Raw genomic sequence first — 15,214 nt, 5'->3', positions numbered from 1 at the left:
TTTACTAACAAATACTATTGTATATCATCCTTTATAAAATGGTTAATAGGACCATATTTATGACCTACTGCGATTTCATGTCTAATAGCATTGTAAGTAAATGTTTTTGCAATCTTAATGGCATCTTCCATGCTCTTGCCTTTAGCAACTTCAGCAACGATACATGATGACAAAGTATCACCAGTACCATTGATATGATCAGTTTTGACGTAAGGTTCAGAGACCCAGAATGATTGACCATCTTCTAATAGAACGTAGTCTTCAACTTCAGAAATTGAGTCGTCGCTATGTTCACCCTTTATCATAATATTTTTTGGTCCCAATTTGCGCAATTTATGTGCAGCCTTAATAATTTCTTCTCTATTTTCTAATTCTAGGCCGGAAAGTTTCTTGGCTTCGTAAAAATTAGGAGTAATTAAATCGGCAAGAGGGAATAATTCATCGATTAGAGTTTGATAAGCTTCAGTTTCGAGCAACATTGCTCCATGCTTAGTGATGATTACAGGATCAAGCACGAATGTACCGAAAGGTTTGTCTTTAATAGCGTCAGCTACGGTGTGAATAATTTCTGAATCAGATAACATACCAGTTTTAAAAGCAGAAACTTTGAAATCATCTTTGATATCTTTGATTTGACTTTGGATAAAACTAACTGGCATATTTACGCTATCGTGAATGCCGTATGAGTTACCAGCAACAGCAGCAGTAAGAACGGACATTCCATAAGTGCCACAGGCCATAAATGTCTTTAAGTCAGCTTGTGCTCCGGCACTTCCGTCAGAGTCGGAACCAGCGATAGTTAAAACTTGAGTAAATTCATTCAATATAGTCACCCACCTAATAATTGTTAATCCCTATATTAACAGGAATCCTGAAAAAAGGTGGCAATTTTTACTAGTTTTACTTGACCTTGACGCTACGTAAACCTTTAAAATGCATTTTGTTAGGAGAAATATTTATGAAATATACAATAAAAAAATTAGCAGAATTGGCTGGTATCAGTACGCGTACCTTGAGATATTACGATCAGATAAATTTGTTAAAGCCAAATGAAGTTAATGAAAATAATTACCGAATTTATGATGAAAAAAATGTAAATAAATTACAGCAAATTATGTTTTACCGTTCGTTGGACTTTCCATTAAGTAAGATAAAACAACTTTTGGATGATCCAGACTTTTCGAGGATACAGGCTTTAACCGAACAGCAACAACTGTTGCAAGCTAAGCAAAAAGAAATTGATTCGCTCCTAACAAGCATTGAAAAAACAATTAAAGAATATCGTGGAGAAGTAAAAATGACAGATACAGAAAAATTTGAAGCATTTAAGCAAAAGCAACTTTCAGAAAATGAAACTAAGTTTGGACAAGAGATGCGTCAGAAATATGGCGAAGAGACGGTGAAAAAGTCCAATCAAAAATATGCTAACTTGAGTGAAAGTGATTTTGAAAAAATGAAAGCAATTGAAAAACAACTGATTACGGATTTGGTGGAGCTCAAACAACAGCCAGATTTAGATTCCAAGTTAGCTGCCAAAATTTTTCAAGAACATAAGCAGTGGTTGGAATTCGCTTGGCCAGAATACAATATGTCTGCCCATCGAGGATTGGTCGATATGTATTTGGCTGATGATAGATTTGCTAAATATTACAACGATAAGGCGCAAACACCGGTTGTACAGTTATTGCATGATGTGGTATACCGTTATACAAAATAAGTAATGGCGGTGATTTTATGAAAGAATGGTCAGTTAGAGAAAATGTTAAGTTACGTCTGGTTGATCCTACTGATGCCGAAAGTCTTTATGAACAGATTGAGAAAACTCGCCCACAGTTGGCTAAGTTTATGCCTTGGGGCGATTCAACGAGATCAATTGCAGATGAACGTGAATTTTTAACCTATTGCCAAGAGAGAATGGAAGACCAAAAACTATGGAATGCCAGTATTATTATTGACGGCAAAGCAGTAGGGATGATTGACCTTCATAATATCGACAGAGATAATCAACACGCGGAAGTCGGCTATTGGCTTGGTGGTGAATATCAAGGTAACGGCGTTATGACGGACTGCCTGAAAAAATTATTGTCGATCGGATTCGATGAATTGGGATTACATAAGATTAAGTTGTTGGCGGAACATGTCAATGTGGCTAGTAATGCGGTGGCTAAAAAGGTTGGTTTTGTTTTAGAAGGTCAGTTGAAAGATGAGATTTACTCTGATGGAAAATATCATAACGCCGATTTGTACGCAATCGTAGAATAAAAATAATTATTTTTAATAATGATAGTGTTCATAATTTATAGTGCGAACTAAATAGTGCCAAGCATTCCAAAATTGAAATGCTTGGCACTATTGTATTTAGAATCTTATTTTAATTTAAAACTCAAAGATAGTCAGCGTTTTTTTCAACTAAATCACGATAGAAGTTAACCATAGTCAATTTATAGTATGGAAAAATCCAGATGAAACCAATACCAAAGGTGATAGCCCCGAGAATCCACCAACCGATGAAACTCAATTGTAGGACGAAGTAGCGCCATTTATTGCCCATCATCAATTGCTGACTTTTTGTAATGTAAGTCGTCAACGAAAATCCATCAGTCAAACCACGGTCGTTGAGATCTTTGTAGATAAAGTAAGTCTGTGAATAGCCGATAGCCTTGACGATTCCGGGGATAATCAACAATAGCGACCAAAGTAGAGTGAAGAGACTAGTGATGATATAAAGGAAAATCAATTGCCACCAGTCAGGACTTCTAAAGTAAGTGAAATTACTCTTAATTGGGTCAAATTCCAGCGAAGTGTCATCCAGCCAATCCAAAGCTCTAAAATTAGCCGATTGGTTAATTAGTAGGAAAACTAGGCTAATAATAAAGCTGATGATTCCAAACGAAGATCCAAATTTTACGAATGAATCGAAACTATCAACATTGTATTGTGCGTTGATATTAGTTTGTCCGCCGTTGTAACCAGCAGTTGCAGCGAAAATGATTAAGGGAATCAGATAAAGTAAAATAGCCTTTTTCCAATTACCTCGAAGCAAGTTTTTAACCTCGGTTTTTAGTTGAGCTCTTGTACGGTATGCAATCATAATATTCTCCCCCTCTAAATTTGAAATTACGATAGTTGTTTGTCTCCAGAACTGAGAATTTTTCATTTGGTGAAATTCAGATATTATTTAATCAAAGTCAAAGTAAACTTATTTGCTGAAAAAAATCAGGCAATAATCCCTATACAAAAAGAATACACGAAACACGTAAGATTAGATAATTATTGCATTTGATTTGTCAGGGAATTATCTTTAAATATAATAGAACTATAGAACCTCGATAAAGGAGAAAATCTTATGATTGGATTTATTGGTGCTGGTAGTATTGGTGGAGCCGTTATAACGGGTCTAGTAAAGAATGGATTTAATTCTGACGATATCATCGTAAAAGGTGGTCGTTCAAATCGAACGGAAATTTTAAGTGATCAATTAGGTTTTCAAGTAGTCAAGAAAGTTAAGCAATTAGCTGATACAGATATTATCTTTATTGCTGTTGGAGCTGATGCTTTGAGCAGTGTTTTGAAAGAATTAAAAGAAATCGCTGCTGGAAAGTTGATTGTAGCCTTTACAGGTAGCGCTTCTGTAACGCACCTCAAGCAAGTTTTAGGCGATGTCAAAGTTGCACATGCGATTCCTAATACACCAGTCAAAGTTGGTGCTGGATTCACTGGAATCACTTATTCGGATGATTTTACAGCTGACGATAAAAAGAAAATTGGCTCAGTTCTAGGTTACACAGGACAATTAGTTGAAGTTCCCGAAAATGAATTAGGAATCTTAGGAACCGTTGCAGGATGCTCTCCAGCCTTCTTAGACGTCTTTATAGAGGCTTTAAGTGACGCTGGGGTAAAACATGGCTTGAGCCGTAAACTTGCTTACGATGCCGCTATTGGAATGGCTATCGGGGCAAGCAAGTTAGCTAAACAATCTGACTTGAACGTTTCAGCATTAAAAGATGAGGTTACTTCTCCAGGCGGTTCAACAATCCGTGGAGTTGCAGCCTTAGAAGAATATGGATTTAGAAATGCAGTTATCAAAGCTGTCGATGCTGCAGAAAACGAATAAATAGTTTTTATCAAAAAAATCAAATAGGAGTTGTATCAGATCTGACTATCTCAGACCTGATACAACTCCTGTTTTAGTTTGGATAAATGGTAAAATTTTAAATTCAATGACTTCAATTATTTTGATGAATATTGAGCGTAAAAGTAATTAGTCGGAGGGAATGAGAATATTAAGCCGCTGTGGGTGTGGCGTTATGGCTTTAGCCATTACACCATCGGGCGAGTTTGGAGACTTACCGGTTTTTGGTAAGGCTTCAAATCGAGGTTCGAGACCGTACTGTGGCTCGGGCCGGTCCGCATAGCGGCTTAGTATTCTCATTCCCGGAGAAGGCAGAAGTTTTTTTGTTCTTTAATCCACAATCGGTTAAAATTAAGAAAAATTGATATTAGGGGGATATTTATTTTGCAAAAGCGTAAAGCTTATCGGACAGCGATTTTGGGCGTGCTAATTGCCATAATCTTTGTTCAGTCGATGGTTCCGTTTTTAGGTTTTATACCGACTGGATTTATAAATATTACAATTATCCATATTACGGTAATTGTCGCTGCAATCGTATTAGGTCCGAAAGATGGGGCTATCGTTGGGTTAGTTTGGGGAATTGGTACGGTTATTCGTGCCTTTACTAGTCCAACTTCAATTATTGATACAACAGTTTTTACCAATCCGATTGTTGCCATTTTGCCAAGAATTATTGTTGGGTTAGTAGCAGGTTGGATTTACTTATGGTTCAAACGCCACACTAATAAAAAAGTTTTGGGGATGGCAATTGCATCAGCTGCCGGTTCTTTGACTAATACAATCTTGGTTCTGGGTTTGATGAGAGTGATGTATGCCAGCGCAATGGCACAAGCTTATGCAACTCAGACGGATCTATTGAATAAAATGTTGCTAGTAATCGTTGGAACAAATGGGGTTCCAGAGATGATCGTAGCCATTATTATCGCGCCAGCTATTTCGACAGCAATTTTAAAATCAAATAAATTTTTAGACAAATAGTCTAATTCATTGTAATTAAGGTATAAATTTCCACATATTTTCAGAAAATCCGGTATTCTATTATTTGGGAGCGTGATTTTGATGCAAAAAACATTAGTTATTAATGCTGGTAGTTCATCCTTGAAGTGGCAATTATTTGAAATGCCCGCTGAATCTGTTTTAGCCAATGGATTAGTAGAACGAATCAGTATGCCAGGATCAATTTTTACAATTAAATATGGTGATCATCAAAAGTTTGAGACAACTGTCGACAATTTGGACCAAGCACATGCAGCACAAATGGTCTTTGATGAATTGCAACGTTTGGAAATAATCAAAGATTTGAATGAAATCACAGCTGTGGCTCATCGAGTTGTTGCTGGTGGTCAAGTTTTCAAATCAGCAGTTGAAGTAACACCTGAAGTTTTGAAACAAATTAAAGCACTTAGTAACTTTGCTCCATTACATAATCCAATGGAAGCACAAGGAATTGAAACAATGGCCAAGACTTTACCGGATGTAAAGCAATATGCCGTTTTTGATAGTCAATTTTTTACTGACTTGCCAGAAATGAATGCAATTTACAGTTTGCCTTACGAATTGACTCAGAAATACCAAATTCGCCGTTATGGTGAACACGGAATTTCTCACGGTTATTTAACAGGACGAGCTGCCGAATTGTTGAATAAATCCAAAGATGATATTGATCTTGTAACGATGCATCTTGGCAGTGGCGCTTCATTAGCCGCGGTGAAAAATGGTAAAGCATTTGACACATCAATGGGCTTCACGCCATTAACTGGTGTAACGATGGGAACTCGATCAGGAGACTTGGATCCAGCATTGGTTCCATATTTGATGCAAGAGTTGAATGTGAAAGATCCTAATGAAATCATGATGATGTTGAATCAAAAAGCCGGATTACTCGGAGTGTCAGGCATTTCACCGGATATGCGTGAGATTAAGGCTCAAGAAGAAACAAATCCACGTGCTAAATTGGCCGTTGATATTTTCGTTAACCGAATCGTTAAGTATGCTGGTAGTTATTTAACAGAACTACATGGAGCTGACGCTCTGGTATTTGCCGGTGGTATCGGTGAACATAACGTTCAACTTCGCCAACAAATCATCGATGAACTAGCAATTTTCAACGTGAAGTTAGATGCCAAGTTGAATGAGGCTGGAAAAGAAGGATTGATCAGCAGTCCTGATTCAGCCATCAAGGTATTGTTGATTCCAACGGATGAGGAGCTAGCAATGGTTCGTCAGGTTGCGGCGTTACAATAAGATTGTATTAGTAGGGTGAATATAGATTTTAAGATTAGAGTAAAAAAAGTCCTTATATAAACAAATATCGAATTTGTTTGTATAAGGACTTTTTGTGTTTAATTTTATAGTAGTTCAATATATTAAATTAGACGGAAGAGCTGAGAAGTATTAACCAGCTGTGGGTGTGGCGTTATGGCTTTAGCCATTACACCACCGGGCGAGTTTGGAGACTTGCGTTTTTTGCAAGGCTTCAAACCGAGGTTCGAGACCGTACTTTGGCTCGGGCCGGTCCGCATAGCAGGTTAATACTTCTCAGCTCTGGAGACGGCCAGTTATTTAACAGTAGCAGTCATACGTAATTTATGTGCAGCAATAATTCTGTCCGCAATTGCACGGGCAACATTCTCATTTTTCAAGATAGGACCATGAGAATAGCTGCCTATAACGTTCTTATAACGCATACCTTCTTGCTTATCGTCAGGATTGTTTCCATAGCCTTCAACCATTTCACCGAAAGGCTTCAAGACACTCTTATCATCAAAGTATGTACGGCCACTGTGGTTTTCAAAGGCACGAACGGTACCCCATTCAGTCTTGTATTCAGTATCGCCAATCATACGGCTGTCAGCTTTATAGACAGTATGGAAAGGTAAGATGTCAAGACCTTGAATGGTTTGACCGCCACTTGTTTCGTAGTATTTACCAAGAAATTGATAGCCACCACAGATGCAAAGCATTGGCTTGTCAGCTTCAATATAGTTTTTGATGGTTTGACGATGTCTTTGAAGATCAGTTGCGACAACGGATTGTTCAAAATCTTGACCACCACCCCAGAATAAGAAGTCATAATCAAAGGCGTTGAACTCCATGCCCAAGCTGATATTGTCGACTTGAGTATCGTAACCTTGTTCTTTTAGAAGAAAGCTGAGGATTTTAACATCACCGCTATCTCCATATGTGTTCATTAAATCTTCGTACAAATAAGCAATTTTTATAACTTCAGTCATAATTTTTCTCCAATATAATTAGAAATGTTGTAATATAGTTTAACAACGAGGTGATTGAATTGACAAAAGAAATCAATAAAGAGATTTTAGCAGATTTTCAAGAGAACTTAAATCAAGATGCAACTAATAATGTTCTTAAAAATACTGTAGCACAAGTCGGAATTTTTAAAGCAAGTGAGAATCCCGAGGTAAAAACGATTCTAAACCCTTCATTCAACGTAACTGTTGATACGGGTAAAGTATCTGACCAAAAGCATTCTGGTCGTTGCTGGTTGTTCTCAGCATTGAATACTTTGAGAACTGAATTCGCCAACAAAAATAATATTAAGGATTTTGAATTGTCACAAAATTATCTTTCATTTTATGACCGTTTAGAAAAATCCAACTATTTTTATCAAGAAATTTTAGAGACTGCTACTTTGCCAGTAGATGATCGTAAGGTTAACTCCTTATTCTCATATCCAAATGGTGATGGTGGTCTTTGGCAAAACGCTGCCAACTTGATTAAAAAATATGGTGTCGTTCCAAATTACGTGATGCCTGAGACTGTCGTTTCTGATAGTACAACTGAATTCGATGCTATTTTATGCAAGATGTTACGTAAAAACGGTATTGAATTACGTCAAATGGTTCAAGACAAGGCTTCACAAGCACAACTTGATCAACGTGTTTCAGAAATGAATGCCGAAGTTTATAAACTTTGTGTTTATTCATTCGGAGTTCCACCAACTGACTTTGAACTCTCATTGCAAACTGACAGTGGCAAAGTGATTGAAGAAGCAAAGATTACTCCTAAGGAATTTCTACACCGTTACTTCACGATGAACGTTGATGATTATGTTGACCTTGTAAATGCACCACAACCTGGTAAGAAATATCATCAAGTATATTCAATCGACACTGAAAACAATATGGTAGGTGGCGACGTTCAAAAATTCCTAAATTTACCTATGGAACGTCTCCAAGAGTTGGCTATTCAACAATTGAAGAGCAATGCACCTATCTGGTTTGGTAACGATGTTACCGAAGATTCTGACCGACCAAAAGGTTACTTGATGGGTAATATTTATGATTACGACAAACTCTTTGGCATCGATTCACAAATGAGTAAAGGTGAAAGACTCGATTATTGGCAAGGCCAAGTTTCACACGCCATGACTTTAACCGGAGTTAACCTAGTCAACGGCCAACCAAATCGTTGGAAAGTTGAAAATTCATGGGGTGAAAAGTACGGTGAAAAAGGCTACTACACCATGGATCAAAAGTGGTTTGAAGACTATGTTTATGACGTTGTAATCAACAAGAAGTTCTTAACTAAAGAAGAAATTGCTGAATATGAACAAGACCCAGAAGTATTACCAGCATGGGACGCTTTAGCTTAACTATATTTTGCCGTCAGAAGACACGAGGGATTTGAGCCTGCTGTGGGACCTGCTCGAGCCAGAGAGCGGTCTCGACCCTCGCTTTTGAGCCGAAAGACGCGTCTCAAAAGACGTCCTGTGGAGTAAGACTGGAAAATCGCCAGCCTAACTCCACTTTCACGGCGGTCTCAATCCCTCGTGTCTTCTGACTAATGTATTTAAACTGAGCTAGTTATTTATTAAGTAGATTTAATACTTAATTTGATTATTGATATGGTAACTGAAAATTCAATATAACTGATATTATAACAATCATATTTGTAATCCATTTAAGCAGTAAGAGAATATTCATCTATAAAAAAACTAGTTGGAAGAGCTGAGAGTATTCATCAGCAGCGAAAGTGGCGTTATTGCTTTAACAATTACACCACCGGACGTGTTGGAGACTTACCGGTTTGTGGTAAGGCTTCAACCGAGGTTCGAGACCGCACTGTGGCTCGAGCCGTTCCGCGCAGCAGATGAATACTCTCAGCTCTGGAAACGGCATGAAAATAAAAAAGTTAGAAACCGATAAAATGGTTTCTAACTTTTTTTGTATTTATTTTTGTAAAGAAAGTGATTTTTCATTTAAGGCATTGCCGGTTTTCCGTACAAATAACCTTGTTGGATATTAATACCGTATTTTTGAGCTAAGGTTTGATCCTTATCATCTTCGACGCCTTCCAATACCATATCAAGACAATAATCCTCGGCTTGATGGACCCAGAAGGAGACATATTCGGGAATTTTTTCGGCTTTTCCAGCCATACGAAGGTTTTGCATAGCTAATTTGATTTTATCAACGTATGGTAATAAGTGTTGGATGTTGTCAAAGGTGTTTGAGCCCGTACCGACATCATCAATAACTAATGGAATATCATATTGGTGAAGTAGTAAGCTAAATTCTTTGATTTTATCTAGGGACATAGCTTCAGTCAATTCAATAGATAACCTTACGGGGTTGATACGCTTTTTGAGGGCAATAATTTCCCCAAGTGTGTATGGATCATCGGCTTGCTGACTATTTAAGTTGAAGGAGATAACTTTATCAGTTGTCCCCAAACTATTCTTAATGGTATTAGCTGTCTTTTCCACCAATCTAACTTGTTCAGCGATAGATAATTCGGTGAAATCTTGAGGCAAGTGCCAAGAACCATTGTCCTCCTTACGCAAAAGGACTTCATAACCAAAAATTGAATTGTCACTTTTATTTACTTGCGATTGAACAAAAAAACTATACTTCGTTTTAAATTCCCCCCATCCTCTACTTAAGAGATAATAGATTATTTTAAGGCATTTCATTTTTTATATCAATGGTATATACAAATTTTATATATAATATTGATATATCCGTATATGCTGTATTATATAACGCCGTTACACAATTTGTCACAAATAAAGCTTGCAAATTACCCAACGTAATAAACTATAAATATAGTCAAGGAGGTGACATCTATGTCCGAATATACGACCGGTGAGTTGGCAAAGTTAACCCAAGTTTCTGTTAGAACGATTCAGTATTATGATAAGAAAAATCTTTTGAAACCTAGTCATTTATATGAGAATGGCAAGCGAATTTATACCGAAGCTGATTTGAATAAATTGAAACTAATTTTAATGTTGAAAAACTTGGGATTATCGCTCAAATCAATCGATGAGATTTTAGATAGTCAGAATTCAACCAAAGTGATGAGTCTTTTGTTAGAGCAACAGTTGCGATATTTGCATGATCAATTGAAGACCTCGAAAAATCAAATCAAAATGATTGAAGAAATCCGTCGTAATTTACCTGAGATTGACCAAATAAAAATAAAAGACATCAGGGACATAGAGAGTGCTATGAATAATAAAAAATCCTTGAGAAAAGTTCATATGACAATGCTGATCATTGGCTTTCCATTAGACTTTATTGAAATTGGAACCTTAGTTTGGGGAATTATGAAAGGCGATTGGATCCCATTTATTGTTGGGATGATAGTCGTTTTGTTGGGCGCTGCTTGGTTGTCGAGATTTTATTTCAACAATACCAACTATATTTGTCCTAACTGTAATACGGAGTTTAAACCCAAGTTTTGGGCAGCTTTTTGGGGCAAACATACGCCTCGGACTAGAAAGTTAGTCTGCCCAGCTTGTGGCGAAAAGAGTTATTGTGTTGAAGTTTATGACGAAAAGAAAGAATTATCCAGATAATGTGTATCCCGTCTCCAGAGCTGAGAGTATTCATCTGCTGCGCGGAACGGCCTGAGCCAAAGTATGGTCTCGAACCTCGGCACACAAATATTTCCCAGCTCTTCCAACTAATTGATTGAGTTTAAAGTTTGAAACATAATTGATGTAAATATTTGTAATAGATTATTAACTAGCACCATGCTTAGACAAATAATGTTATATAATATTGTCATTACGAGAGGAAGTTTTTAATGGATACCCTTAAAAGAGAACCAAAGAAGGTTGAAATTTCTTCAGCTGAATGGCAAATTATGAGAATTGTTTGGACTTTAAAGCATGTAACTAGTTCTGAAATCATCAATCTTATGCAAAAGAAACAAACATGGTCTGATTCTACCATCAAGACGTTAATTACTCGTTTGACTAAGAAAGAATTTCTCAGTCGGGAAAAAGAACATGGACGTTATATTTATTCAACAACGGTCGAAGAACAAGCGACAATGAATGAGTACGCCAACAGTTTATTTTCAGATTTTTGTGCCCACAAGTCGGGTTCAGTATTGAATGAATTAATCGATTCGATGGAAATCAGTCAAGCTGATATTAAAATGCTTCAAGCAACTTTAGATAAAAAATTAGCGACTGCACCTGAACATGTTAAATGTGACTGTTTACCCGATGGTTGCGCTGATATGTGTTAAAATAAAGTTCCTTGGCAGGGGCGACATAGCGTTCAATCAATTACTGGTTGAGCGCCTTTTTTATATACCGTTTTCCGAGATGATGACGGCAGTAGATTTCAACAGTAAACAGTTAAGTTGAGATAAAATTTTTAACATAGAGGAAAATATTATGGACTTCTTGTTGTTACTTCGTGGTATCAATGTCGGTGGAAATAATCGCGTTCCCATGGCTGATATGCGCACGTACTTATCCGAATCTGGCTTTGAGGATACAAAGTCGTATATAAACAGTGGCAATCTTTTTTTCAAATCTGACTTAGGAATATCGAAGATAAAAGATAAAGTTTCACAAATATTAACTGATAATTATGATTTTAAGATTCCCTTCGTGATTTTATCAAAGGACACCTTTCTCAATTCATTGGAACAAGTACCAAACTGGTGGGGTGAAGATAAAACACTTCGACATAACGCACTTTTCAAGCTCAATGATTACGACAGTGACTTAGATAATTGGTTGACGGAACATATCACCGATTACGATCAAATATCAATCAATGAGAATGTAATACTTTGGACTTCAACTTTAAAAATCAATTTCAGCAAGTCATTTTATTCCAAAATCATGGGAACGCCATTGTATAAACAAACTAGTGCTCGAAATTTTAATACTACAAATAAATTAAGAAATATATTTAAAGAACGTTAAGGGAACGAGCTAAGGGCTGATTTCTGATTCAGAATATCGGTTCTTTTTATACGCTACAGCACAGTGCTAGTTGATAATTTATTGCAGATGTTCGCATGGATTATATTTCAGTATATAAAATTGATTGAGCATAAAAGTGCTTGGATGCCATTATGTTCAGTTAATATAGATTAATTAGTCGGAAGAGCTGGGAAATATTTGTGTGCCGTGGTAGTGGTATAAGTACGGGAAGTTCTTCCCGTACTTATACCACCGGACGTGTTTGGAGACTTGACGAACCTTGTCAAGGCTTCAAACCGAGGCCCGAGACCGCACTTTGGCTCGGACCGTTCCGCACAGCTAGAGAATATTTCCCAGCTCTGTAGACGGCATAAGAAAGAGATACTATAATTTGAAAATTATCATTGCTCCAGCTAAAAAAATGATTACCGACACGGATACATTTAATTACGAAACGCTGCCTCAATACTTGGATCAAACGCAACAAATTTTGAATAAATTACGTACACTTAGCTATTCAAATGCTAAGAGGCTTTGGAAATGTAGCGATAAAATTGCTCGCCCAAACTTTGAACAGCTGCAAAAATTAGATTTACATCGTCACTTAACTCCAGCGCTTCTGGCATTCAGTGGGATCCAATATCAATACATGTCACCTGATTTATTCACTGATCCAGCACTCGATTATGTACGTCAAAATCTGCGAATACTCTCGGGATTTTATGGCATTTTGCGTCCCTTTGATGGGATAGTTCCGTATCGATTGGAAATGCAATCTAAGATAAGCGTCAATAATTCCAACAATCTTTATGATTTTTGGAAAGCTTTAATTTATTCAGCTTTAGTAACTGGTTCAGAGCCAATTGTCAATCTGGCTTCACAAGAATATGCCAAAACAATTACTCCTTATCTGTTACCAAATCAAAAATTCATTACTATTGTATTTGGCAGTTTAGTAGACGGTAAGATAAGAACCAAAGCTACACTTGCCAAAATGGCTCGCGGTGAAATGGTCAGATACATGGCTGAAAATAATATCACTGAAATCAAAGATATAAAGAAATTCAGTAATCCAGATTGGAAATTATCAACTAAGTTGTCGACAACAGAGCAAATAGTTTTTGTTTACCAGAAGTAATTAGTCGTTATAACGTTTCGTTTAACTAGTATGACTACTTGCCCAGTATTCCATAAAAGAAAATGTGTGCTAAACCGTTTGAATATTTTTTAGTAACTAGGTTTTTAGTCTTTTGTGATGTAGCTGGATTCATAAAGTAAGTCAAAATCATATCCACATACATTAAGATAACTTCATCCTCAATCTCATCGCTAATTACTCCCTCAGCACGGCCTTGTTTCATTAACTTACCCCAAAAAGCATTCTTGCCCTTGTCATATGCTTCCATAACGCGATGATCACCGTTAGAACCCTGAAATTCGTCAATCATAAAGTCCATAAAGTCTTTATTGATCGAATTAACTTCAGTTGTACCAAAGTTTAGGATACTGGCAACTTTCTCTTTAAAACCCATATTGGATTTATCCAAGCGACGGTCGTATTCTGCATAACCATCAATAACAATTTTAATTATGACTTCTCTGGCAAGTTCTATCTTGCTCGGAAAGTATTTATACAGAGTAACTTGTGATGAATGAGCCTCCTTTGCAATGTCTGCAACGGAGGTATTTTTGTATCCGTTGGTGACAAGTGCCTTAGTCGCCGCAGTTAAAATATCATTTTTCTTTTGTTCTTTACGATTTTTATTAGTTGCCATAATTTCTCCAAAAATATTTTATTTGAATATTTCACCTTTTTTTATTGATGTATCAATATTGTGATTTTAGAGGCTCTGAATAGTTCACTTTACCCAATCTTTACTGTTGACACTGGCTAATTGCACAACTAATATACGCTCTATTAAGTGAACTATTCAATGAAAATATTTCATTTTATAAATTACCTAAGGGGATAGTATGATGCAACAAAAAAATGATGCTATTTTACATATTGATCATCTACAAAAGAATTTTGGTAAATTCCGAGCACTAAAAAATATTACTTTCGATGTATATCCAGGAGAAGTATTTGGATTCATCGGACCTAACGGTGCAGGTAAATCGACTACCATTCGTACCTTGCTAGGAATACTACGTGCATCTGGCGGTACAGCCACATTATTTGGAAAAGATGTTTATAAAGATTCTGTTTCAATTCACAAACGCCTAGCCTATGTTCCAGGGGATGTCTACCTCTGGCCTAATTTGACTGGTGGAGAAATCATTGATTTATTTCTAAAACTTGGCAATACCAAACATAATCGTAAAACTGATGAAATGATTAAACGATTCCAGCTTGATCCAACTAAAAAAGCGCGGACTTACTCAAAAGGTAACCGTCAAAAAGTTGCTTTGATTGCTGCTTTTTCAACTGATGCTGATTTTTATATTTTCGACGAACCTACTTCTGGATTGGATCCATTGAATGAAGAAGTATTTCAAAAGTCTGTCTTGGAGTTGAAGAAACAAGGTAAGGCGGTACTACTTTCCAGTCATATCCTATCCGAAGTTGAAAAGATGTGTGATCGTATTGGTATTATCCGAAGCGGTGAAATCGTAGAAACTGGTTCATTATCTGATATGCGCCATCTAACTCGGACTGTTATCCAGTTCCAAACTATGGAACCAACACCAGAACTCCAGAATATAAAAGGTGTTTACAATGTGACGCTTGAAGCTAATGGTTTAACAACATTTTCAGTTGATTCCGATAAGTTGAGTTCAGCTATGGATTACCTTGCCGATAAAAAAATTGTTTCTTTGCAATCGACACCTCCAACACTTGAAGATTTGTTCATGAGATACTACAGCTCAGATGAAGGGAGATAAAG

The 15,214-nt window shown here is 36.7% G+C and carries 16 protein-coding genes; 11 read left to right on the top strand and 5 right to left on the bottom strand.

Features of this window, described 5'->3' with window-relative positions:
- Positions 1 to 14: 14 nt before the first annotated feature.
- Complete coding sequence (gene thiD, locus AAA923_RS05600; protein ID WP_338215412.1) at positions 15 to 827, bottom strand: bifunctional hydroxymethylpyrimidine kinase/phosphomethylpyrimidine kinase; 813 nt, start codon at positions 825 to 827, stop codon at positions 15 to 17.
- Between the two features lie 131 nt (positions 828 to 958).
- On the opposite strand from thiD, the gene AAA923_RS05595 reads away from it, so the two are divergent.
- Entirely contained in the window at positions 959 to 1,717 is a 759-nt protein-coding gene (locus tag AAA923_RS05595) for a MerR family transcriptional regulator (protein ID WP_338215322.1), read from the top strand.
- 17 nt (positions 1,718 to 1,734) lie between these two features.
- On the top strand, positions 1,735 to 2,262 hold the full coding sequence (locus AAA923_RS05590; RefSeq protein WP_338215320.1) for a GNAT family N-acetyltransferase: 528 nt from the start codon (positions 1,735 to 1,737) through the stop codon (positions 2,260 to 2,262).
- A 121-nt stretch (positions 2,263 to 2,383) separates the two neighbouring features.
- Here the strand turns inward: AAA923_RS05590 and AAA923_RS05585 are convergent, their stop codons facing one another.
- Complete coding sequence (locus tag AAA923_RS05585; RefSeq protein ID WP_338215318.1) at positions 2,384 to 3,091, bottom strand: DUF975 family protein; 708 nt, start codon at positions 3,089 to 3,091, stop codon at positions 2,384 to 2,386.
- A 255-nt stretch (positions 3,092 to 3,346) separates the two neighbouring features.
- On the opposite strand from AAA923_RS05585, the gene proC reads away from it, so the two are divergent.
- The 3 genes from proC (at position 3,347) to AAA923_RS05570 (ending at position 6,376) form a co-directional block, all read left to right on the top strand.
- Positions 3,347 to 4,114 (top strand): pyrroline-5-carboxylate reductase, encoded by a 768-nt coding sequence (proC, locus tag AAA923_RS05580; protein WP_338215316.1) that lies wholly within the window; start codon positions 3,347 to 3,349, stop codon positions 4,112 to 4,114.
- A 402-nt stretch (positions 4,115 to 4,516) separates the two neighbouring features.
- The gene (locus AAA923_RS05575) at positions 4,517 to 5,110 is read left to right on the top strand and encodes an ECF transporter S component (protein WP_338215315.1); all 594 of its coding nucleotides are present in this window, start codon (positions 4,517 to 4,519) and stop codon (positions 5,108 to 5,110) included.
- A gap of 81 nt (positions 5,111 to 5,191) precedes the next feature.
- A complete protein-coding gene (locus AAA923_RS05570) occupies positions 5,192 to 6,376 on the top strand; it encodes an acetate/propionate family kinase (RefSeq protein WP_338215313.1) in 1,185 nt (394 codons plus the stop codon).
- Between the two features lie 314 nt (positions 6,377 to 6,690).
- Here AAA923_RS05570 and AAA923_RS05565 read toward each other — a convergent pair whose 3' ends face one another.
- Positions 6,691 to 7,365, bottom strand: coding sequence for a type 1 glutamine amidotransferase (locus AAA923_RS05565; RefSeq protein ID WP_435890163.1), 675 nt, complete (start codon positions 7,363 to 7,365; stop codon positions 6,691 to 6,693).
- A 59-nt stretch (positions 7,366 to 7,424) separates the two neighbouring features.
- Here AAA923_RS05565 and AAA923_RS05560 point away from each other — a divergent pair, with 59 nt between their 5' ends.
- Positions 7,425 to 8,747, top strand: coding sequence for a C1 family peptidase (locus AAA923_RS05560; RefSeq protein WP_338215310.1), 1,323 nt, complete (start codon positions 7,425 to 7,427; stop codon positions 8,745 to 8,747).
- A gap of 606 nt (positions 8,748 to 9,353) precedes the next feature.
- Here the strand turns inward: AAA923_RS05560 and AAA923_RS05555 are convergent.
- Positions 9,354 to 10,067: an EAL domain-containing protein gene (locus AAA923_RS05555; protein ID WP_338215308.1), complete on the bottom strand. Its 714-nt coding sequence runs from the start codon at positions 10,065 to 10,067 to the stop codon at positions 9,354 to 9,356.
- 153 nt (positions 10,068 to 10,220) lie between these two features.
- On the opposite strand from AAA923_RS05555, the gene AAA923_RS05550 reads away from it, so the two are divergent.
- The 4 genes from AAA923_RS05550 (at position 10,221) to yaaA (ending at position 13,464) form a co-directional block, all read left to right on the top strand.
- On the top strand, positions 10,221 to 10,955 hold the full coding sequence (locus AAA923_RS05550; RefSeq protein ID WP_338215307.1) for a MerR family transcriptional regulator: 735 nt from the start codon (positions 10,221 to 10,223) through the stop codon (positions 10,953 to 10,955).
- A gap of 230 nt (positions 10,956 to 11,185) precedes the next feature.
- A complete protein-coding gene (locus tag AAA923_RS05545) occupies positions 11,186 to 11,635 on the top strand; it encodes a CopY/TcrY family copper transport repressor (RefSeq protein ID WP_338215305.1) in 450 nt (149 codons plus the stop codon).
- 151 nt (positions 11,636 to 11,786) lie between these two features.
- The gene (locus tag AAA923_RS05540) at positions 11,787 to 12,326 is read left to right on the top strand and encodes a DUF1697 domain-containing protein (RefSeq protein ID WP_338215303.1); all 540 of its coding nucleotides are present in this window, start codon (positions 11,787 to 11,789) and stop codon (positions 12,324 to 12,326) included.
- A gap of 391 nt (positions 12,327 to 12,717) precedes the next feature.
- Positions 12,718 to 13,464 (top strand): peroxide stress protein YaaA, encoded by a 747-nt coding sequence (gene yaaA / locus AAA923_RS05535; protein WP_338215301.1) that lies wholly within the window; start codon positions 12,718 to 12,720, stop codon positions 13,462 to 13,464.
- 34 nt (positions 13,465 to 13,498) lie between these two features.
- Here the strand turns inward: yaaA and AAA923_RS05530 are convergent, their stop codons facing one another.
- Positions 13,499 to 14,101, bottom strand: coding sequence for a TetR/AcrR family transcriptional regulator (locus tag AAA923_RS05530; protein WP_338215300.1), 603 nt, complete (start codon positions 14,099 to 14,101; stop codon positions 13,499 to 13,501).
- Positions 14,102 to 14,300: 199 nt separating this feature from the next.
- On the opposite strand from AAA923_RS05530, the gene AAA923_RS05525 reads away from it, so the two are divergent.
- Positions 14,301 to 15,212, top strand: coding sequence for an ABC transporter ATP-binding protein (locus AAA923_RS05525; RefSeq protein ID WP_338215299.1), 912 nt, complete (start codon positions 14,301 to 14,303; stop codon positions 15,210 to 15,212).
- Positions 15,213 to 15,214 lie beyond the last annotated feature (2 nt).

This window comes from Companilactobacillus muriivasis, from assembly GCF_036246245.1.
Taxonomy (GTDB): Bacteria; Bacillota; Bacilli; order Lactobacillales; family Lactobacillaceae; genus Companilactobacillus; species Companilactobacillus muriivasis.
The sequence above is the reverse complement of the archived record's forward strand: the minus strand, read 5'-3'. Positions and strand labels throughout refer to the sequence as shown.

Excerpts from the sequence above, each read along its gene's own strand:
- AAA923_RS05595 (WP_338215322.1), top strand. The coding sequence starts at position 959 with ATGAAATATACAATAAAAAAATTAGCAGAATTGGCTGGTATCAGTACG.
- AAA923_RS05590 (WP_338215320.1), top strand. The coding sequence starts at position 1,735 with ATGAAAGAATGGTCAGTTAGAGAAAATGTTAAGTTACGTCTGGTTGAT.
- AAA923_RS05585 (WP_338215318.1), bottom strand. The coding sequence starts at position 3,091 with ATGATTGCATACCGTACAAGAGCTCAACTAAAAACCGAGGTTAAAAAC.
- proC (WP_338215316.1), top strand. The coding sequence starts at position 3,347 with ATGATTGGATTTATTGGTGCTGGTAGTATTGGTGGAGCCGTTATAACG.
- AAA923_RS05570 (WP_338215313.1), top strand. The coding sequence starts at position 5,192 with ATGCAAAAAACATTAGTTATTAATGCTGGTAGTTCATCCTTGAAGTGG.
- AAA923_RS05565 (WP_435890163.1), bottom strand. The coding sequence starts at position 7,365 with ATGACTGAAGTTATAAAAATTGCTTATTTGTACGAAGATTTAATGAAC.
- AAA923_RS05555 (WP_338215308.1), bottom strand. The coding sequence starts at position 10,067 with ATGAAATGCCTTAAAATAATCTATTATCTCTTAAGTAGAGGATGGGGG.
- AAA923_RS05550 (WP_338215307.1), top strand. The coding sequence starts at position 10,221 with ATGTCCGAATATACGACCGGTGAGTTGGCAAAGTTAACCCAAGTTTCT.
- AAA923_RS05545 (WP_338215305.1), top strand. The coding sequence starts at position 11,186 with ATGGATACCCTTAAAAGAGAACCAAAGAAGGTTGAAATTTCTTCAGCT.
- AAA923_RS05540 (WP_338215303.1), top strand. The coding sequence starts at position 11,787 with ATGGACTTCTTGTTGTTACTTCGTGGTATCAATGTCGGTGGAAATAAT.
- AAA923_RS05530 (WP_338215300.1), bottom strand. The coding sequence starts at position 14,101 with ATGGCAACTAATAAAAATCGTAAAGAACAAAAGAAAAATGATATTTTA.
- AAA923_RS05525 (WP_338215299.1), top strand. The coding sequence starts at position 14,301 with ATGATGCAACAAAAAAATGATGCTATTTTACATATTGATCATCTACAA.